At 67.9% G+C, this 19,008-nt stretch carries 18 protein-coding genes; 5 read left to right on the top strand and 13 right to left on the bottom strand.

The window, feature by feature from the left end; all coding sequences use genetic code 11:
• Positions 1-36: 36 nt before the first annotated feature.
• Both NS1_RS09405 and NS1_RS09400 read left to right on the top strand, forming a co-directional pair.
• On the top strand, positions 37-567 hold the full coding sequence (locus tag NS1_RS09405) for a WKL family lipoprotein (RefSeq protein WP_062983375.1): 531 nt from the start codon (positions 37-39) through the stop codon (positions 565-567).
• A 211-nt stretch (positions 568-778) separates the two neighbouring features.
• Complete coding sequence (locus tag NS1_RS09400) at positions 779-2,059, top strand: acyltransferase family protein (RefSeq protein WP_062983374.1); 1,281 nt, start codon at positions 779-781, stop codon at positions 2,057-2,059.
• Here NS1_RS09400 and NS1_RS09395 read toward each other — a convergent pair whose 3' ends face one another.
• The 3 genes from NS1_RS09395 to NS1_RS39920 form a co-directional block, all read right to left on the bottom strand.
• Positions 2,060-2,893, bottom strand: a complete 834-nt coding sequence (locus NS1_RS09395; protein WP_062983372.1) for a tRNA (adenine-N1)-methyltransferase — start codon at positions 2,891-2,893, stop codon at positions 2,060-2,062.
• Positions 2,894-2,970: 77 nt separating this feature from the next.
• On the bottom strand, positions 2,971-3,492 hold the full coding sequence (locus tag NS1_RS09390; RefSeq protein WP_062983370.1) for a DUF7373 family lipoprotein: 522 nt from the start codon (positions 3,490-3,492) through the stop codon (positions 2,971-2,973).
• Between the two features lie 96 nt (positions 3,493-3,588).
• Positions 3,589-4,008, bottom strand: coding sequence for a DUF7373 family lipoprotein (locus NS1_RS39920; protein WP_157125139.1), 420 nt, complete (start codon positions 4,006-4,008; stop codon positions 3,589-3,591).
• A 107-nt stretch (positions 4,009-4,115) separates the two neighbouring features.
• On the opposite strand from NS1_RS39920, the gene NS1_RS09375 reads away from it, so the two are divergent.
• Positions 4,116-5,057 (top strand): RecB family exonuclease, encoded by a 942-nt coding sequence (locus NS1_RS09375; protein ID WP_062983364.1) that lies wholly within the window; start codon positions 4,116-4,118, stop codon positions 5,055-5,057.
• A gap of 47 nt (positions 5,058-5,104) precedes the next feature.
• Entirely contained in the window at positions 5,105-5,506 is a 402-nt protein-coding gene (locus tag NS1_RS09370; RefSeq protein WP_062983362.1) for a nuclear transport factor 2 family protein, read from the top strand.
• A gap of 19 nt (positions 5,507-5,525) precedes the next feature.
• Here NS1_RS09370 and NS1_RS09365 read toward each other — a convergent pair whose 3' ends face one another.
• Positions 5,526-6,653 carry a YeiH family protein gene (locus NS1_RS09365; RefSeq protein WP_062983360.1) on the bottom strand — a complete coding sequence of 376 codons (1,128 nt, stop codon included), beginning with the start codon at positions 6,651-6,653 and terminating at the stop codon, positions 5,526-5,528.
• Entirely contained in the window at positions 6,653-6,787 is a 135-nt protein-coding gene (locus NS1_RS41555) for a hypothetical protein (protein WP_255284474.1), read from the bottom strand. Before NS1_RS41555 ends, NS1_RS09365 begins: the two co-directional genes overlap by 1 nt.
• A 415-nt stretch (positions 6,788-7,202) precedes the next feature.
• On the opposite strand from NS1_RS41555, the gene NS1_RS09360 reads away from it, so the two are divergent.
• Complete coding sequence (locus tag NS1_RS09360; RefSeq protein WP_062983358.1) at positions 7,203-7,406, top strand: hypothetical protein; 204 nt, start codon at positions 7,203-7,205, stop codon at positions 7,404-7,406.
• A 69-nt stretch (positions 7,407-7,475) separates the two neighbouring features.
• On the opposite strand, the gene hisG is transcribed toward NS1_RS09360, so the two are convergent.
• From hisG to metH, 8 genes are all read right to left on the bottom strand, one after another.
• Positions 7,476-8,327 (bottom strand): ATP phosphoribosyltransferase, encoded by an 852-nt coding sequence (hisG, locus tag NS1_RS09355; protein ID WP_062983356.1) that lies wholly within the window; start codon positions 8,325-8,327, stop codon positions 7,476-7,478.
• Between the two features lie 59 nt (positions 8,328-8,386).
• Entirely contained in the window at positions 8,387-8,668 is a 282-nt protein-coding gene (locus NS1_RS09350; RefSeq protein ID WP_174562637.1) for a phosphoribosyl-ATP diphosphatase, read from the bottom strand.
• Between the two features lie 55 nt (positions 8,669-8,723).
• Positions 8,724-10,544, bottom strand: a complete 1,821-nt coding sequence (locus NS1_RS09345) for a choline/carnitine O-acyltransferase (protein WP_062983354.1) — start codon at positions 10,542-10,544, stop codon at positions 8,724-8,726.
• A gap of 9 nt (positions 10,545-10,553) precedes the next feature.
• Positions 10,554-11,369 carry a class I SAM-dependent methyltransferase gene (locus NS1_RS09340; protein WP_062983352.1) on the bottom strand — a complete coding sequence of 272 codons (816 nt, stop codon included), beginning with the start codon at positions 11,367-11,369 and terminating at the stop codon, positions 10,554-10,556.
• Between the two features lie 12 nt (positions 11,370-11,381).
• Entirely contained in the window at positions 11,382-12,245 is an 864-nt protein-coding gene (locus NS1_RS09335; RefSeq protein WP_056809952.1) for a HalD/BesD family halogenase, read from the bottom strand.
• Positions 12,246-12,425: 180 nt separating this feature from the next.
• The gene (locus tag NS1_RS09330; protein WP_255284473.1) at positions 12,426-13,097 is read right to left on the bottom strand and encodes an HAD family hydrolase; all 672 of its coding nucleotides are present in this window, start codon (positions 13,095-13,097) and stop codon (positions 12,426-12,428) included.
• Positions 13,098-13,177: 80 nt separating this feature from the next.
• Positions 13,178-15,148: a serine/threonine-protein kinase gene (locus NS1_RS38920; protein WP_062983350.1), complete on the bottom strand. Its 1,971-nt coding sequence runs from the start codon at positions 15,146-15,148 to the stop codon at positions 13,178-13,180.
• A gap of 230 nt (positions 15,149-15,378) precedes the next feature.
• Positions 15,379-18,975 carry a methionine synthase gene (metH, locus tag NS1_RS09320; protein ID WP_062983348.1) on the bottom strand — a complete coding sequence of 1,199 codons (3,597 nt, stop codon included), beginning with the start codon at positions 18,973-18,975 and terminating at the stop codon, positions 15,379-15,381.
• Positions 18,976-19,008 lie beyond the last annotated feature (33 nt).

Raw genomic sequence — 19,008 nt, 5'->3', positions numbered from 1 at the left:
CGGGGCACTCGCCATCGAGTCGAAAGGTTGCTGAACATGCTCCTTCCTCCCCGCACGATCCGTGTCGCCGTCGCCACCGCCGCAGCGGCGCTCGCCGTCACCGTCGGACTGACCGGTTGCGGCGACTCCGACGACTCCTCGACGAATGCCACCACGAGCAGTACCAGTATCGCCGCCGCTCCGTCCAGCGTTTCGGCAACTCCGGCACCTTCGGGTGACAACGCCGCCGCACCCACCGCCGATTCCCTGAAGGCGACGCTGCTCGAGTTCGCCGACCCCGCGGTATCCACCGACGACAAGGCGAAACTGATCGTCAACGGCGATTCGCACAAGTCCAACATCGATCAGATGAACGGCATGCTGGCCGGCTACACCCTGACTTTCGCCGTCGACAACGTCGCGACCAGTGGTGACACCGCCACCGCCGATGTGACGATCACCTCTCCCCACGGCACGGCCCCCGCGTTCCCGGTCACCTGGCAGAAGGAAGGCGGCACCTGGAAGCTGTCCGACGCCAGCGGCTGCTTGCTGCTCGGCTTCGCGCAGGCTCCCTGCACGCCCGCCTGATCGATCGGCACGACCGGATGACGGCGAAGCACCTCCGCGACAGAGCGGACGCCCTGCGAGCCGCGTAGGCCACCGAGATCACTCACGGTGAACGTCCCGTGGGTACGACTTCCGAGCGGAGCGACGTGCGGGCGCACGCTCGAGTAGTTCCACCCGGCGAACGGGTAGTTCCGCGCTGTGCCCGCGGGTGGTTTCCTGCGATCGTCTTGCCATGAGTGTTGTCCCCAGCGTCGCGGTGGTCGCCGCGAACACCCCGGCCGATCGTGATCGGTTCCTGGACCTGCTGCGCATTTCGTCGCTGGTGGTGGTCGTCGCGGGCCATTGCCTGATGCTGACCGTGACGGTGTCGGGCACCGAGGTGCATTTCGGCAACGTGCTCGCCGACCTGCCGATGCTGCAGCCGCTCACCTGGGTTCTGCAGGTACTTCCGCTGTTCTTCTTCGCGGGGGTCGCCGCGGGTGCGCGCGGCCTCGGGCCCGGGACATCGTGGGGCGCTTGGCTTTTCCGGCGCACCCAGCGGCTGGTGCGACCGCTCGGCTACTTCGTCGGCGCCTCGGCGATGCTGCTGGTGGTGGCCGATCTGGTGCTCGCGCCGGGATGGCAGCGTCCGCTCGCGGTGACGAGCGTGCAGCTGCTGTGGTTTCTCGGGATGTATCTGGCGGTACTGGCGTGTGTGCCGTTGCTCGCGGCGCGGGTCACCAGTGGTCGCCGGGTGTTCGCTGTGGTCGCGGTGATCGTGGTGCTCACGGCGGCCGTCGACGCGGTGCGGCTCACCGGTGGGCCGATGGAGCTCGGCTACCTGAATCTGATCGTCTGGCTGGTGCCCGCGGTGCTCGGGATCGGCTATCTGCGCGATCTCCTGTCCCGGCGGACCGCGGCGGTGCTGGCCTGCGCGGTGCTGGCAGCCGATGTGCTGCTGGTGGTGCTCGGACCGTACGAGACGAGCATGGTCACCGTGCCGGGCCAGCGACTGTCGAATCTGGCGCCGCCGTCACTGCTGCTGGCCGGGCACGCGGTGGTGCTGTGCTGCGCCGCCGTCGCGGTAGCGCCCTGGTTGCGCCGTCTCGCCGCACGCCCACGGGTCTGGTGGGCGACGGTCATCGGCAACACCGGGGCTATGACGCTCTATCTGTGGCACATGCCCGCCCTGCTCACCGTGCTCGTGCTCAGCCATCTCGCGGGCGTACACCGCACCGCGCCGACCGAGTCCGGGTTCTGGCTGCTCACGACGGTGCAGCTCGCCGCGACGGCCGCGCTCACCGGCGCCTTGTTCCTCGCCTTGCGCGGCCTGGAGAACACTCCCCTGCGCTGGTGGGACGGGCCGGTTGCCGTCGTGCGTGGTGTCCGCTCGGCCGCCACCGTGTTCGCCGTGATCGCGGCCGGGCTCGCGATCCTGCAGGCCACCCGATGGGGCCTCACCGTGGACGGTGGGATCTGGTTCGCAGGCGCGGCGGCGGCGTTGCTGGCCGCGCGCCTGCTCACCCGTGCGTGATCAGCCCTTGGACGGGCGCCGCTGCGGCTTGGGCGTGACAGTGCCCTCGGCCAGGCGGCGCGCGCTCACCAGGAACGCGGTATGGCCCTGCATGCGATGCTCAGGCCGCACGGCCAGACCGACGACGTGCCAGCCACGCACCATCGACTCCCACGAGCGCGGTTCGGTCCAGCATTCCTGCTCGCGCAGCGCCTCGACGACCTTGGACAGCTGGGTGACGGTGGCGACGTAGACCACGAGCACACCGCCGGGAACCAGCGCCTTCGACACCGCGGGCAGCGCGTCCCACGGCGCGAGCATGTCGAGCACCACACGGTCGACCTGCGGGCCCTCGTACTCGGCCACGTCGGCGATGGTGATCGACCAGTTCGACGGGCGCTCACCGAAGAAGGTCTCCACATTGCGCACGGCGTGTTCGGCGTGGTCGTCGCGGATCTCGTAAGAGATCACCTCGCCCTCTGGCCCGACCGCGCGCAACAGCGAGCAGGTCAGCGCACCCGAACCGGCGCCGGCTTCCAGCACTCGCGCACCCGGGAACACATCACCCTCGTGCACGATCTGAGCGGCGTCCTTGGGATAGATGACAGCGGCGCCGCGCGGCATCGACAGGACGTAGTCGGTGAGCAGCGGGCGAAGGGCCAGATAAGGGGTGCCGTTGACCGACTTCACGACGGTGCCCTCGTCGTTGCCGATGAGGTCGTCGTGCTTGATGCCGCCGCGATGGGTATGGAATTCCTTACCCTCTTCGAGCACCACCGTGAAGAGGCGGCCCTTGCCGTCGGTCAGCTGCACGCGGTCCCCGATAGCGAATGGGCCCGTTCGTCTGGCCGTCAATGTATCTCCGTTCTCCGTTGGAGTAACCAGCCTGCCAGGTCCGACGACCCCGACCCGAACAGGGTGACGGCTCCGAGCTACTTCGCGGCAGCCAGAACCCGCTGCTGCTCGCGTGCCGCCGCGTGAGTCTCGTCCTGGGTCTTGCCCCAGACCTCCGCGACGTAGCGTCCACCGGTCACCACGCAGACCCAGGCATTGGCATTGCTGTTGCCGTCGGTCAGGCAGGTAGCACCCGGGACGTCCGTGGGCGCGGGCGCGACGGACTCGGTCCACGCCGCGGCGATCGCGGCCGAGGTAGCGGCGGCTAGCCTCGCCGCACCGGCGTCGTCCCGCGTGCGGTAGACGGTGGTTGCCTTGTTCGCCATCGCGTCGACCCCGACCTCGCGGTACAGCGACACCGCCGCCTGCTGATCCTCGGCGAACAACAGGGCTCCGTGCTGTCGGTAGGCGCCCCGGCCGGAACTGTTGTCACCGACCGACAGCTCGAAGATCGCGTCCGGGTCGTAGGGCAGTGTCGCCAGCTCGCGCTCCGGGGTCGGGGTGAACGAATCCAGCAGTGGCCGTTGCTGTTCCAGCGCCTTGACGATCGTGCGTTCCATATCGGTCTCCGGATTGCAGCAGTCCGCGTTCCTCGGTGGCGGCGACCGCGAAATCGGCCGCCGCCGCCGTCGCGGTCGCCGCATCGCGAAACCGCATCACACCATGGGTGAGCCAGTCGGTGTCGGCGGTCCCGCTGCCACCGTTGGACGCTCGGAGACGAACCCGGTGATCAGACCGTGCCGGTCGGCAACGGCGGCGATCGCGTTGTGGTGCCCGGCCGAGACCTTCAATCGCGCGGAGTGGAGCACACTCGAGTTGCCGTGGCGGCGGTAGGCGGGGTCGATGTCGGTGGGCAGCGCCAACACCTCCGCGATCCGCAGGCCTTCGGCGAGTTTGCCCATGGCCAGCCGCTGCTCGTCGGTCGGCGCGGACGTCGACGTGGTCGGTGTTGCCGTTGTCGTCGACGCGGCCGCGGTGGCGCTGACCGGAACCCGGACCACCTTCCCCGGATCCTCGCACGCGCTCACCATGATCACCGCGGCCAGAACCGCCCCCACCCGGAACACCAGTTGCATGCCGCGATCCTGGCAGAACCAGCCCACCACCGCCGAATCCCGAGTCCGCCACCGCGCCTGCGCCGAATCGGGCAATCCTGTCAGTGGCTGCCGTTAACCTGCGAAATATGTCAGCGCCCTTGTCCGTGCCCCTCACCGATGACACCGCCGCCGCGCCGGTACATCGGTCGCGTCCGGCGTTGTCGCCCTCGCGGGCAAGCGATTTCAAGCAGTGCCCGCTGAAGTACCGGTTGCGGGCGATCGATCGGGTACCGGAACCGCCGTCGCGCGCGGCGGTGCGCGGGACCGTGGTGCACGCGGTTCTCGAGGATCTGTTCGGGTTGCCCGCGGCCGAGCGTCAGCCGGAGCGGGCCGCGGAGTTGGTTCCCGACGCGTGGGACCGGGTGCGCGCGGAGCGGGACGGGGTGGACGAGCTCGTCGCAGAAGGTGGGCCGCAGGCGCTGTTCGACGAGGTCCGCAAGCTGGTCGCGAGCTACTACGAGCTCGAGGACCCGCGGCGATTCGAACCACACGCGCTGGAGGAGCGGGTGGAGGTCGACCTCGACGGCGAGATTCCGCTGCGCGGTTTCGTCGACCGGATCGATGTGGCGCCCAACGGCCTGCTGCGGGTGGTCGACTACAAGACCGGTCGCTCGCCCGGACCGATGCACGAAGCGCGCGCGCTGTTCCAGCTCAAGTTCTACGCACTGATGATCCTGCGCACCCGCGACATCGTCCCGGCCCAACTGCGCCTGATCTACCTGGCCGACAAGAACATCCTCACCTACACGCCCGAGCGCGAGGAATTGGATCGCTTCCAGCGCATTCTCACCGCTCTCTGGCAAGCCATCATCGACGCGGGCAAGACCGGGGACTTCCCGCCCACGCGCAATTCGATGTGCAAGTTCTGCGACTTCAAACCCCTGTGCCCCGAGTACGGCGGCACCCCGCCGCCGTATCCGGGTTGGCCGGTCCAGACCCCGATCCCCGCCGACCTGGTGACTGAACGCCTCGCCTCCCCGAAGACGTGTGACCGCGATCGGCCGCATCGGCTCGGCCGTCCGGGTTAAGCTGCGAACACCCTATGCAACTCGTTGAATATGAGGTGAGCTGAAAGATGCATCCTTTCCGCGCGGCGGTCGAAGCACGAGACGTTGCTGCCATCGAGGCACTGCTGGCCGAGAATGTGGTCTTCACCAGCCCCGTCGCCTTCCAGCCGTATCCCGGCAAGGCCATCACCTCGGCTATCTTGCGCGCGGTGATCCGCGTGTTCGAGGACTTCCGCTACGTGCGTGAGATCGGCGAGGGGCGCGACCACGCCCTGGTATTCGAGGCGACCGTGGACGGCAAGCAACTCACCGGGTGCGATTTCGTCCACCTCGACGAGGACGGCAAGATCGACGAATTGATGGTGATGGTCCGGCCGCTGTCGGCCGCGAACGCCCTGGCCGCGCGAATGGGCGCGCAGTTCGAACAGATCAAGGTCGAGGCGACCGCGAGCAGCCGGGCCGATTCCTGAGGCTGCCCGAGGCCGGCACTCAGACCGCGAAGTCGCGGAACAGCAGCACCGAAAGACCCAGTCCGACGGCGAGATTCACGATCGCCGCCGAACCGAAGACCACGATCGGCCGCCAGCCGGCTTCGCGCAGCCCACGCAGCGAGAACTCCAGGCCGATGGAGACGAAGGCCAGGATCAGGAACCAGGTGCGCAGGTCGTTGATGATGGCCATGTGCGCGGCGCCGGTCAACTTGTCGACCGATTGCAGATACAGCGTGCCGATGATCGAGGCAGCGATGAACCCGAGCACGAATTTCGGGAACCTGGCCCAGAATTCGCCGACGCTCGGACGAGCGGCGCCCTCGGTGCGATCCACGCGGAACGCGAACCAGGCGGTGAGCGCGATCGCCACGAGACCGATGAGTGCGTTCTGAGTGGTCTTGACGATAGTCGCGATCTGCAACGACTGCTCACCCGCCAGCGCACCCGCGGCAGCCACCGCGGCCGTGGTGTCGATATTGCCACCGATCCACGCGCCTGCCACCGCATCGGAGAGCCCGAAAATATCAGCGAGCCAAGGCAACAGGAAGATCGACGGCAGCGCGAAGATGATCACCAGCGACGCCGCGTAGGCGATCTGCTCGCGCCGCGCCTGCACCGCCCCCGCCGCCGCGATGGCCGCGCTCACCCCACAGATCGACACCGCCGACGACAGCAACGCCCGCAGCTTGTCGTCGAGCCCGAGCACCCCGCCGAACCACCAGGTGAACCCGAAGACGATGGTGATCAACGCCAACGCCTGCACGATCGACGGAGCGGCGGCGGTCACCAGGATCTTCAGATTGATCGACGCGCCGAGCAGCACCACGCCGGTCTTGATGAAGAACTCGGTACGGAACCCGGCCGAAAGCCGTTCTCGCAGCCCCAGTTCGTTCAAGACCACATTGCCGAGCAAGCCGATCACGATCGCGTAGACCGGGTACTCGACCGTCTTCGCGACCCGCTTGAACGGCGTATCCGCCGCCCACTGCGGAACATGGGTGTCGAAGAACCGCGTCAACGCGCCCAGCACGAGCACGAGCGCGATCCCCGCCACGATATCGGCTACCGCGGGCCGCGAATTCCCCTGCAACGCCGCGGTTTCCGACGTCGTTCGTGTCTCCCCCATCACGGCACCAGCCGATCCGGGATCGCACCGACCAGCACAAGGCCGATCAGAACGAGCCCGACGACGGTAGCCAACCAGTCTTCGTTCCAGCTGAATGCGCTGCCCGGCCGCGGCTCGGGCTCTGTCTGCGACACGGTGACTCCTTGCGTTCCTGTCGAGAAACGCAAGGTAGCAACGGGATAGCGCGAATACACCGATTGCACTCGCGCTGAATCAATCGTCGAGATCGCGACGGAGGCGCCGCACGGAAGCTACCGCAGGCGGCGTTCCTCTTCGGCCTCCAGCCGGCGTCGCTCCTCTTCGCGCTCGACCTGCTCCTTCTCGATCTTTTCCTCGTGCTCGTCCTTGTTCGACATGTTCGCCCCGATCATGGATTGCCCGGACAAATCTGCCGTCCAGCCTACTCGCGGCGGAGTGCCCGGCCACGACGTCGACCCGGCACCGACGGCGGCCACCTGCCCCGATATTCCGGGTCTCGCGACAGCACCTCGCCACCCGTAAAATGCAGGTCGCGGGCCTACAGCGAATCCCGCACGGCGAGGAGAACTGATGAACCGCAGCCTGTCCCGGACCGTCGCAGCAGCCGGAATCGCACTGGCGATGGCAACCCTTCCAGCTGTCGCCTCCGCGAGCCCAGCCACCGCGCCGACCGTCGCTCAGCCCATCATCAACGGCGCACCGACACCACCGTTCGACCCGATCTGCCCGTTGTGTTTCGTGCGTGAGGCGCTCGAGAGTCTCTCGGCGCAGTAGGTTCAGGCACCGACAATACGAAACCCCTCACCGGAGTGAACACAGGTGAGGGGTTTCGGCGGTAACGGCTCAGAAGGCTCGGCAGGAGCGGATGTCGGTGGCGAGGATGGCCTTGGCGCCGAGATCCGCGAGGCGGTCCATCAGTTCGTTGCCCTGCTTGCGGGGAACGAGGGCGCGGACGGCGACCCAGTCGGGGTCGGTCAGCGGGGAGACGGTCGGTGACTCGAGACCCGGGGTGATGGCGACGGCCTGGTCGAACAGCGACTTGGGGCAGTCGTAGTCGAGCATCAGGTACTGCTGAGCGAAGACGACGCCCTGGATGCGATTGATGAGCTGGTTGCGGGCGCGGTCGTCGCGGTCGGAACCGGTGCGTTCGATCAAGACACCCTCGGAGTCGCACAAGGACTCGCCGAACGCGATCAGGTTGTGCTGACGCAGGGTGCGGCCGGAGCCGACCACGTCGGCGATGGCGTCGGCGACGCCGAGCTGGATCGAGATCTCGACCGCGCCGTCGAGGCGGATCACCTCGGCCTCGATGCCGAAGCGGGCGAGGTCGGCGCGCACCAGGTTCGGGTAGGAGGTGGCGATGCGCTTGCCCGCCAGATCCTCGACCTTCCAGTCCTCGCCGGCCGGGGCCGCGTAGCGGAAGCTGGAGCGGCCGAAACCGAGCGAGAGCCGCTCGCTGACCGGGGAGCCGGAGTCCAGGGCCAGGTCGCGACCGGTGATGCCGAGGTCGAGCTCGCCGGAGCCGACGTAGATGGCGATGTCCTTGGGACGCAGGAAGAAGAATTCGACCTGATTCGTGAGGTCGAGGACGGTGAGATCACGGGAATCGGTCCGCTTGCGGTATCCGGCCTCGCTCAGGATGGAGGTGGCGGATTCCGAGAGCGAGCCTTTGTTGGGAACGGCGACGCGCAACATGGGATGGGGTCCTTTCGGGGGGGAAGTGGAGGAAGTGTCGATCAGGACGGATCAAGCCGTCACAGATGTCGGTACACGTCCTCGAGCTTCAGCCCACGACCCAGCATCATCACCTGGACCCAGTACAGCAGCTGGGAGATCTCCTCGGCGAGCGCCTCATCACTCTCGTGCTCGGCGGCCAGCCAGATCTCGCCTGCCTCCTCCAGGACCTTCTTGCCCTGGAAATGAACGCCTGCGTCCAGCGCGGCCACGGTGCCGGACCCCTCGGGACGGGTCTGGGCACGCTCGGTCAGCTCGGCGAACAGGGATTCGAAGTTCTTCACGAGTAGAGATTGTTTCATACCCGACCCAGCGGTTTTCCCGGCGCACCGCGAGGTGCGGCACGCCGGGAAACGATCACACCGGTTCGGCGAGCAGTTGGCGCAGGTCGGCTACTGCCGTGCGGAGGTGGTCGGCGAAGGCGTACATCTGGTCGGCCACCGACTTCGGCGTGGCCAGGTAGATGTTCCACCGATCCGGCAGCAGCACGTAGGCGATGCCGATGCAACGCGGACTGGTCGAGCCGAAACCGAAGTAGCGGATGTACTTCGACGGCGCCGAGCTGGTCGAGAGGTAGTCGTCGCGCATGGTCGTCCAGCCGGGGCTGTCGAACAGCGCGATCCGCTCATCGGCGACCCCGAGCTGCTCGCCGCGACGACGCTGGATCCACTCCAGTTCCCAGAGGTGCTGCTCGGGCGCCTGCCCGGCCTGGCATTCCTTCGCCCGCGCGACGTGGGCGGACGCGGCGGTGCGCGCCGCGGCCAGCTTGGTCGCGGTGTCGGCCTCCGCGGACACCATCGCGTCGACGAACGACACCATCTCCGGGGTCACCACGCGCATGGCCTCGGTGCGACCGTTGCGGAACTGCCGGGTGGCGATGGATTCGTAGGTCGCGCCGGTCAGGCCCTTGCTGCGCCGGTGGGCGAGCTGGTAGCTGAGCTGAGCGAAGGCATCGGGTGAGATGCCCAGCTTCTTGGCCTCGCCGGTGCCGAAGTCGTCGAACGACACCAGCGAGGTGGCGGTGTCGGCGGCGAAGCGGGCGAAGTCGGCGCCCGCCGCGGCGATGTCGGCGCGGGCGGCCGAGTCGAGCACGAACTCGATCGGCTCCACCGAGGGCAGCCCCTGCGATTGCGCCCCGCTGGTCGCCGCGTGGTCCTGGGTGGTCCGCTCGAGCAGCGCGTCGACGAACGACAGCACGGTGGTGCCGTCGAGCCCACAGTGCTCGACGTTGATGCCGGCCTGGCCGTCGGCGAAGACGATGAACGACACCGACTTGTCGAAGTAGCGGTTGCCGCTGTCGCCGTGCAGGAGCTGATCGCTGGCGTGCAGTTCGTCGCGGGGCGCGAAGTCCTCCAGGCACACCGAGAACAGCGCCGTCTCCACCGCGTCGAACGCCACGACGTTGGCGGGCTCGGTGCGCAGCACTTCCCGGCTGCGCGCCCATGCCGCACGGGCTTTCGTGGTGAGATGCCCGACCGAGGTGTCGGTCGCGGCGGGCTTGGTGCCGCCCTTGATCACCGCGCGCAGCCCGTCGACCACGTCGTCGAACGCGTACGGCGCACCGTCGGGTCCGACGACATCCATCCGGAAGATGTTGCCGCGGTAGAAGACCGCGATATGGCGCGCGTCCGAGGGACCCGGCCATTCCGGGCTGTAGGGCTTGCGGACGCTGTCCTGGATCTCGCCCGGAATCCGGGTCTCGGAGAACAGGTACTTGTTCTGCCACATCGACAGCGCCTGGCCGCGCTGGGTCACCGGCGGGATCTTCTCCGCGTCCAGCGCCAGCTTGTAATCGACAGCCGCGCCGATGATCGCGGCTGCCCGCTCGGCCTGCCCGGCGACGGTCGACGCCGCGAGGGGGGTGTCGTCACGGAACAGGAACACGAAGTTGGCGTTGATCGCGATCCGGTCCCGACGGCCCAGATACCGTGACGGCCAGAATTCGTCGAGCCAGCTGCCGACGCCGGGGGTGGCGTCGTATTCGGCCAGTGCGGCATGCAGGGCGCGCCCCGCCCCACCGGGGCGCAGCAGCTCGGCTACCGCGCCCTCGGTGGTGGCGTATTCCTCGGCGCCGAGCAGTGGCTGACACCACTGCAGGAACCGCGCGCAACTGTCATCCAGTGTCGGCAGCGGTACCCGGGGCAGCGTGTCTTCGGCGGCGAACGTGGGTTGGTTCAATCCAAGTCCTCAGGTCTCGATGGGATGCGGGCGGGACAGGAACAGGTTGGCGTATAGCCAGCCTTCGGCTTCGTGGTCGGTGGTGTCGATTCCCTTGGCCGCCAACGCATCCAGCACCTGTTCGCGTTCCTGTGCCGAGGCGAACCTCCGCTGCTGGAACATACCGGGACGCTGCTCGCTGCGATACCCGAGCGCGGCCAGTTCCTCGGCGATGGGACCGAAATCGAACATCCGCAACACGAAATGTGCCATCCACGGTCGCTTGCGCGGATCGGCTTGGGCGACCCTGGACAGGGTTTTCTCGGTGATGTAGCCGACGCATCCGGTGGAGATCACCAGATCTGCGGAGGCCAGCACACGCCGCTGCGCCTCGGTGGGCTCGGCGGCCTCGAGGTCGGCGTGCACGTAGTCGTGCAGGAGTCCGGCGGCGTGGGCGTAGGTCAGCGCCGGGCGTGCGGCGTCCATCCCGATGAAGCGTACGTCGGGCATGAGATCGCCGCGCAACCGCTCCCGGTCCGCCGCGATCAGCCCGATCTTGTCGGTGTCGGCGTGATCGCGGTAGTGCCCGGCCAATTCGTCGACGGTGGTGTCGGCGCGCAGCAGTGCCGCGTTCACCCCGTAGGAGCACCCGAGGTCGAGCACGGTCGGAATCCGGTCCGGTCGTGCGGCCCGCAGCTGACGCAGCTGTTCGGCGAAGTGCGGCTTTGCCAGTTCCGGGATCCGGTAGTCCAGATCGTTCATCCGCTCGAAATATGCTCGCGGATCTGGACTTTCGTAGATGTCGTCGAAGGATGCTTTGCCGGTGGTGTGCAACGGAACGGACATGGGCGGTTCCTCTCAGTCGAGCAGTCGGTCACCTCGGACGGCGTCGGCCGCGGCGGCCACATGGTCGGGCAGGACACGGCCGAACAACTGTCTGGTGCGTTCGACCGTGCCGATCACCCCTGGTCGGTCCGTGTAGGCGAAAATCGCCGAATGTCGTTGTCCAGCACCGGCTACCTCGGTGACTCGATGCAGGGAGAAGCGGCCCTTGAACAGCTGCAGGTCGCCGGGGCGCAGTTCCAGCGAGCGGATGAGCCGAGCGCCGTCACCGGTGAGCACGGCGCGTACGTCGTCGAGATGCTCGGCGTATGGGTCACGGATATTGGGGCAGTACTCGAACACGCCGCCGGCTTCGGGCTTGCGCGTGAGCATGCTGACGGTGAATTCGTTGGTGTCGAAATGCCACGGATGCGACATCCCCGGCTCGACGACGTTCAGGCACAAACCGGCCAGCGGGTCGGCGAATTCGTGCAGATCGTCGAGTTCGAAGCAGTCGGCGACGAACCGCTGGAACACCGGATCGGTGTAGAGACGCTGGATCAGCGCCTCGGCGGGGATGCGGTCGCGAGCCACGAAGGCATTGCCGCGGTCGAGCACGATACGCGCCGGATGGTCGGCGGGCAGGTCGGCGTCGAGGGGAATGTTGTAGGCGTTGACCCGCTCCACTTTGTAGTGAGCGTGCGGTGCGATCGCCTCCCCCTCGGTGCGCAGCGTCTCCAGCAGCTGCGGCCGGATGAACTCACGCAGGACCGTGCAGCCGTCCTCGGCCAGCTCGGCACGAGCCGCCTCGATGGCCGCCTGCCTGCCCGAACCACCGAGATCGGTGAGTGGATACCGTGCGATGTCGACGATTTCGTCAAGCCCCCGCGTGCCCGTCATGTACTCAGTTTGCGGGAATATTCGGGCGCGCGCTCGCGGTTTCGACAAATCGGGCATATCCCGGGAAGATCACAATCGTGCGAATTCAACTGTGCGGCAACAGTTTTCGCAGATTCCACCCAGGTTTCGGTCTTATCACGGTAGGCTATTACGCCCTATCACGGTGAGCCCTCATCTTTTTCAGACGCAGGCGTCGAGTGCGGCGCGCAGATCCGCTACCGACAGGCCCACCAGCGACTCCCGAAATACCCGCCCCGGCGCCTCGGGAACCGCGATCTCGCACGGAATCACGATCAGACCGCAGCCCGCGCCCTGCGCGGCGAGCGAACCGGTCGGCGAATCCTCGATCGCGACACAGTCACTCGGGTCGACCCCCAGCAGTTGCGCGGCGCGGCGGTAGATGGCCGGATCGGGCTTGCCGTGCGCCACCTCGTCGCCGCAGACGGAGGTGTCGAAGTAGTCGCGGCCGAGAGTGTCGAGGCCGTATTCGGTGAGCGAGCGCTTGGTGTTGGTCACCAGCGCGCACCGCAAACCCGCCTCGCGCACCATCGCCAGCGCGTCCTTGGCGCCGGGACGCCACGGGATCGGGCCGAGCATCAACTCGGTCACCCGGCGCTCGAGGAACTCCCCCGCCTCGACGATCGTCTCCGGCGTCGGCACCACGCCGATACCGTCGAAGAGCATGCGCAGCGCGTTCGGACCGGAGGCGCCGATCAGGGCGTGGCGAACCTCGTCGGTCAGCTCACGGCCGTGCTCGCGGGCCAGTTCACGAACCCCTATGTCCCACAGCTTCTCCGAATCGAGCAGCGTGCCGTCCATGTCCCACAGCACCGCGGCCGGTCGCGCGCTCACCTGTTCACTCGCCTCGTTCTCATCACATGTCACCCGGTGACCGGCAGTCGCCGAGCCCCGTTCAGCGTAACGGGTTCGCCTCAGACGCCCGATCCGGCGATCTGCAGGTTGCCCGCGTCGCCCGCGACCTGGATCCAGCGGTTCTCCGAGGTCACGGTGCCATTGGCGAGCTGGTAGGTGAGGGTGACCACCGCGCGGTTGGGCCCGCTGGGGGTGATCGAGCCGACAGTCACCGACCGCACCGACGACCAGAACGCCGAGTACTGCCCGAACCCGCCGGTCTGCGCCTGGTACCCGGGAGCGAGCTGCGCCCACGCCCCGCCGATATTGCCGGGCAGCATGCCGTAGTACCCGGCGATGAACTGGTTGATCCGGTCCGGGGTGGGCGGGCCGAACGGTGTGGTGGTGATGGTCGTGCTGGTCGGTTTCGGCGTGGTTGGAGTGGGCTTTGCCGAGGTGCTGGTCGGGGTCGCACCGGTGGTCGTCGCGCCGCCGGGCACGGCGGCGGGCGGAGCCGACACGGTGATCGTTTCCTGCTCCGGCACGATGACGACGGTGCTCACCTTGCCGTCGACCATCGTCGTGACGGTGACCGGCGATGCCGGGGCCTGTGCCTGCTGATCGGGCTCGCCGCCCCGGTCTCGGGTGACCACCAGCACGACGAGCATGACCGTGAAGGCAGCGACAGCCGCGGCCAAGAGCAGCACGGCGCGACTGTTGTTCGCGCGGTCGGTGCGCGATGGTGGGACGGGGAACGCCGGATGCAGACCGGAACCGTCCGTCGGCCCGGCTGCCGCCTTGGCGCGCAACTGGGCCTGGGCACCGGCACGTTCGACACCGTCCGCGGCCGAGAACGCGGCGTCGCGCGGCCGAACGAGGCCGGGATCGCCTGCCGCTGCCTGCCGCACCGCGCCTGCCTGCCCGACCCCGCCTGCCGCCGCTCGGCCGATTGCTCCGTCCGGTCGGCCCGCCACGTCGGCGACCGCGCCCGATGCCGGGGTTCCGCTCACGTCCGATGCCTGCGGCGCACTCGAGGACGCACCGGTCGAATTTCGGCCCGAGATGGCCGAGCGGGCAGCCTTGGCCCTTGCGAGACCGCTGCCGAACAGCGCTGCCGCACCCGACTTCGCCGCCGCTCCCCCGTTCGCGGGGGCGCCGGGCTGCGGAATCAGGGTCGTCGCCGCCTCACCCACCGGCAGGATCTTCGTCGCGGAGGCAGGCAGTGCCGGAACCCGGCCCGCGGCAACGTCTTCCAGCGCGATGCGGGCCTGCGCCATCGTCGGCCGGTCATCAGCCGACGCGGTCAGCAGCCACATCAGGACCGGGGCCAGCGGGCCCGCGTTCTTCGGCTCGGGCACCACGCCGCGCGCGACGGCGTGCAGCACAGCCAGGGGGTTGTCGCCCTCACCGAACGGCGGAGCGCCTTCGGAGGCCGCGTACAGCGTCGAGCCGAGGGCGAACACATCGGCGGCGGGCTTCGGGCTGTCGCCGCGGGCGATCTCGGGCGCCAGGTAGGCAGGGGTGCCCGCGAGGAACCCCGTGGCGGTGACGGTGACGTCCCCGGTCGCGTGCGAGATCCCGAAGTCGGTGAGCTTGACCGTGCCGTCGTCGCCGACGAGCAGGTTGGCCGGTTTCACGTCGCGGTGCATGATCCCGGCGTCGTGGGCCGCCGACAGCGCCGCGGCGGCCTGGGCGCCGATCCCCGCCACCTCGATCGGGGGCAGCGTCACTCCGCCTGACAGCTTCGCCGCGAGGCTCGGCGCGTTCATGTACTCCATGACCAGCCACGGCTGGCCGTCCTCTTCGGCGACATCGAAGACGGTGATGGCGTTCGGGTGGTGCAGGCGGGCAGCGATCCGGCCCTCGCGCATCGCGCGCAGTTTGCCTTCCAGCGCTTGCGTACCGGTGAGACCGGGCGCGAGCAGAACCTGCTTCACCGCGACGGTGCGCCGCAGCCGGACGTCGGTGGCGCGCCACACGACCCCCATCGCGCCCGTGCCGATCGGGTCGGTGAGTCGATAGCGTCCCGCGATCAACCGATCCGATGTCATATCTGTGCCCCTCCTGCTTACCGCTGAGTCGTCTCGCCCTCCGCGCCACAGCGGGATGAAACTTTTCGAGAATTCTACGTGCTGAACTGCTTCGATCCTGTTGCGAGACAGCCCGGCCCGTGGACCCGGCGCCCCATCGTGACCATACTCACAAGCGCCACAACGACAAACGGACCGGCCCGCGGGACCGATCCGATCTGCCGACGCCTCTATCTCGTGCCTGCAGTGTGTCAGGCGTTGAAGTATTTCGCCTCCGGATGCAGCAGCACGAACGCGTCCGTCGACTGCTCGGGATGCAACTGCAGCTCTTCCGAGAGCGTCACCCCGACCCGGCCCGCGTCGAGCAGGTCGACCAGCTTGGCACGATCCTCCAGGTCAGGGCAGGCGCCGTAACCGAAGGAGTAGCGCGCCCCCCGGTAGCCGAGCTTGAAGTAGTCCTGCACGTCGGCGGGATCCTCGGCCGCCACGGACTTGCCGTCGACGGTCAGCTCTTCGCGCACCCGGCGATGCCAGTACTCGGCCAGCGCCTCGGTGAGCTGCACACCGACACCGTGCACCTCGAGGTAGTCGCGGTAGTTGTCGGCGGCGAACAGCGCGTTCGCGAAGTCGGCGATCGGCTGACCCATGGTGACCAGCTGGAACGGCAGCACATCGACCTGTCCGGTCTCACGGGCCTTCTCCCGCGAGCGGATGAAGTCCGAGATGCACAGGAACCGGTCGCGCTGCTGACGCGGGAACGTGAACCGATACCGTTGCGGCGCATCAGGATTCGGCTCGGTCAACACGATGACCTCGTCGCCCTCGGACACCGCGGGGAAGTACCCGTAGACCAGGGCCGCGTGCTGGAGCACTCCCTCGGTGGCGAGTCGCTCCAGCCAGGCACGCAACCGCGGACGACCCTCGGTCTCCACCAGGTCCTCATAGGTCGGCCCTTCGCCGGCCTTCTGACCACGCAGACCCCACTGGCCGAGGAACAGCGCCCGCTCGTCGAGCAGACCCGAATACTCCGCCAGCGGCAGACCCTTCACCACCCGTGTGCCCCAGAACGGCGGCGTCGGCACCGGCAGGTCCGCGGCGACGTCGGAACGCTCGGGCACCACGATCGGCACCTCGGCGGCCTTGCGCTCGGCCGCGATCCGCTTGGACCGTTCGTGGCGGGCCTTGCGCTCGGCGGCCTTCTCCTTGGCCGCGATCGCCGCGGGGCTGTCGGGATCGAGGCCACCGCCGCGCTTGACGGTCATGATCTCGTCCATCAACCGCAGGCCCTCGAACGCGTCGCGGGCGTAGTACACGTCGCCGTCGTAGACCTCGGTCAGGTCGTTCTCCACGTAGGAACGGGTCAGCGCGGCGCCACCGAGCAGCACCGGGAACTGTTCGGCGACACCCTTGGTGTTGAGTTCGCCGAGGTTCTCCTTCATCACCACCGTCGACTTCACCAACAGCCCGGACATGCCGATCACGTCGGCCTTCTTGTCCTGGGCGGCGTCGAGGATGGTCGCGATCGGCTGCTTGATGCCCAGGTTCACGACCTCGTAGCCGTTGTTGGACAAGATGATGTCGACCAGGTTCTTGCCGATGTCGTGGACATCGCCCTTCACCGTCGCCAGCACGATGCGGCCCTTGCCCGCGTCGTCGGTGGCTTCCATGTGCGGTTCCAGGTGCGCGACAGCGGTTTTCATCACCTCGGCCGACTGCAGCACGAACGGCAGCTGCATCTGCCCCGAACCGAACAGCTCACCGACGGTCTTCATGCCCGACAGCAGCGTCTCGTTGATGATCTGCAGCGGCGGCACCGTCTGCATCGCTTCGTCCAAATCATCGCCCAGACCGTTGCGCTCACCGTCGACGATGCGCCGCTCGAGACGCTCGAACAACGGCAGCAGGGCCATCTCCTCCGCACGCGAGGCCCGCGACGATGCCGTCGAAACACCCTCGAACAGCGCCATCAGCTTCTGCAGCGGGTCGTAGTCCTCGCCGCGGCGGTCATAGATCAGGTCGAGGGCGACCTGCTGGTGCTCCTCGGGGATCCGGCTCATCGGCAGGATCTTCGAGGCGTGCACGATCGCCGAGTCGAGACCCGCCTGCACACATTCGTGCATGAACACCGAGTTCAGCACCTGCCGGGCGGCCGGGTTCAGACCGAAGGAGATATTCGACAGACCAAGGGTGGTCTGCACCTGCGGGCGGCGGCGCTTGAGCTCGCGGATGGCCTTGATCGTCTCCTCACCATCCTTGCGCGACTCCTCCTGTCCGGTGCCGAGGGTGAAGGTCAGGGTGTCGATGATGATGTCGGACTCGGCCAGGCCCCAGTTGCCGGTGATGTCGTCGATGAGCCGCTCGGCGATCGCGACCTTGTGATCGGCGGTGCGCGCCTGACCCTCTTCGTCGATGGTCAACGCGACGACAGCGGCGCCGTGCTCGGAGACCAGGCGCATGATCTGCTGGAACCGCGAATCCGGGCCGGCGCCGTCCTCGTAGTTCACCGAGTTCACCGCGCACCGACCGCCCAGATGCTGCAGACCGGCCTGCAACACCGGCACTTCGGTGGAGTCGAGCATGATCGGCAACGTAGAGGCGGTCGCCAGCCGCGAGGCCAGCTCGTTCATGTCCTCGGCACCGTCACGGCCCACGTAGTCGACGCACAGGTCGAGCATGTGCGCGCCGTCGCGGGTCTGGTCCTTGGCGATCTCTAGGCAGCGCTGCCAGTCGGCGGCCAGCATCGCGTCACGGAAAGCCTTGGAGCCGTTGGCATTCGTGCGCTCACCGATCATCATGATCGACGCGTCCTGCTCGAACGGGACAGCGGTGTACATGCTCGACACGGCAGGCTCGTGCTCGGGGTGGCGACGATCGGCGATCGGCGGCAGCGTCTTCTCGACCTCGCGCACCGCCTCGGCGACCTGCCGGATGTGCTCGGGGGTGGTGCCACAGCAACCACCGACCAGCGACAACCCGAACTCGGAGACGAACCCGCTCAGCGCGACGGCGAGCTCTTCGGGGTCGAGCGGGTACTCCGCGCCGTTGGCCCCGAGCACCGGCAGACCGGCGTTCGGCATCACCGACACCGGGATGTTCGCGTGCCGCGACAGGTGCCGCAGGTGCTCGCTCATCTCCGCGGGCCCGGTCGCGCAGTTCAGACCGATCATGTCGATACCGAGGGGTTCCAGCGCGGTCAGCGCCGCGCCGATCTCACTGCCGACCAGCATCGTGCCGGTGGTCTCCACGGTGACGTGGGTGATGATCGGGATCCGGCGACCGGCGGCGATCATCGCCCGGCGGCTGCCGGTGATCGCGGCCTTGACCTGCAGCAGGTCCTGGCAGGTCTCGATGAGGATGGCGTCGGCGCCGCCGTCGAGCATGCCGAGCGCGGCCTCGGTGTAGGCATCACGCAGCGACACGAACGGCGCGTGACCCAGGGTCGGCAGCTTGGTTCCCGGGCCCATCGAGCCCAGGACATAACGCGCAGTACCGTCGGCCGAGGGACCCATCTCGTCGGCGACATCGCGGGCGATACGGGTGCCGCGCTCGGCCAGATCCCGAATCCGGTCCTGGATGTCGTAGTCGGCGAGGTTGGGCAGGTTGCAGCCGAAGGTGTTGGTCTCCACCGCGTCCGCGCCTGCGGCGAAGTAGGCGCGGTGGATCTCGGCGAGCACATCAGGGCGGGTGTCGTTGAGGATCTCGTTGCAACCCTCTAGGCCACGGAAGTCGTCGAGCGACAGATCCGCGGCCTGCAACATCGTGCCCATCGCGCCGTCGCCGATGACGACACGCCGCCGCAGCGTGTCGAGGAGCGTGGTATCGAACCCGGTGGGCAAGGACGCAGACATGATTCAAGACTAGAGGGCGCCCCCGACGAACAA

The organism is Nocardia salmonicida NBRC 13393 (assembly GCF_001613085.1).
Classification (GTDB): Bacteria; Actinomycetota; Actinomycetes; order Mycobacteriales; family Mycobacteriaceae; genus Nocardia; species Nocardia salmonicida.
The sequence above is the reverse complement of the archived record's forward strand: the minus strand, read 5'-3'. Positions and strand labels throughout refer to the sequence as shown.

What these genes read in the sequence shown, in the direction of transcription:
- NS1_RS09405 (WP_062983375.1), top strand. Translation starts at nt 37, where the DNA reads ATGCTCCTTCCTCCCCGCACGATCCGTGTCGCCGTCGCCACCGCCGCA.
- NS1_RS09400 (WP_062983374.1), top strand. Translation starts at nt 779, where the DNA reads ATGAGTGTTGTCCCCAGCGTCGCGGTGGTCGCCGCGAACACCCCGGCC.
- NS1_RS09390 (WP_062983370.1), bottom strand. Translation starts at nt 3,492, where the DNA reads ATGGAACGCACGATCGTCAAGGCGCTGGAACAGCAACGGCCACTGCTG.
- NS1_RS39920 (WP_157125139.1), bottom strand. Translation starts at nt 4,008, where the DNA reads ATGCAACTGGTGTTCCGGGTGGGGGCGGTTCTGGCCGCGGTGATCATG.
- NS1_RS09375 (WP_062983364.1), top strand. Translation starts at nt 4,116, where the DNA reads ATGTCAGCGCCCTTGTCCGTGCCCCTCACCGATGACACCGCCGCCGCG.
- NS1_RS09370 (WP_062983362.1), top strand. Translation starts at nt 5,105, where the DNA reads ATGCATCCTTTCCGCGCGGCGGTCGAAGCACGAGACGTTGCTGCCATC.
- NS1_RS09365 (WP_062983360.1), bottom strand. Translation starts at nt 6,653, where the DNA reads ATGGGGGAGACACGAACGACGTCGGAAACCGCGGCGTTGCAGGGGAAT.
- NS1_RS09360 (WP_062983358.1), top strand. Translation starts at nt 7,203, where the DNA reads ATGAACCGCAGCCTGTCCCGGACCGTCGCAGCAGCCGGAATCGCACTG.
- hisG (WP_062983356.1), bottom strand. Translation starts at nt 8,327, where the DNA reads ATGTTGCGCGTCGCCGTTCCCAACAAAGGCTCGCTCTCGGAATCCGCC.
- NS1_RS09350 (WP_174562637.1), bottom strand. Translation starts at nt 8,668, where the DNA reads ATGAAACAATCTCTACTCGTGAAGAACTTCGAATCCCTGTTCGCCGAG.
- NS1_RS09340 (WP_062983352.1), bottom strand. Translation starts at nt 11,369, where the DNA reads ATGTCCGTTCCGTTGCACACCACCGGCAAAGCATCCTTCGACGACATC.
- NS1_RS09335 (WP_056809952.1), bottom strand. Translation starts at nt 12,245, where the DNA reads ATGACGGGCACGCGGGGGCTTGACGAAATCGTCGACATCGCACGGTAT.
- NS1_RS38920 (WP_062983350.1), bottom strand. Translation starts at nt 15,148, where the DNA reads ATGACATCGGATCGGTTGATCGCGGGACGCTATCGACTCACCGACCCG.
- metH (WP_062983348.1), bottom strand. Translation starts at nt 18,975, where the DNA reads ATGTCTGCGTCCTTGCCCACCGGGTTCGATACCACGCTCCTCGACACG.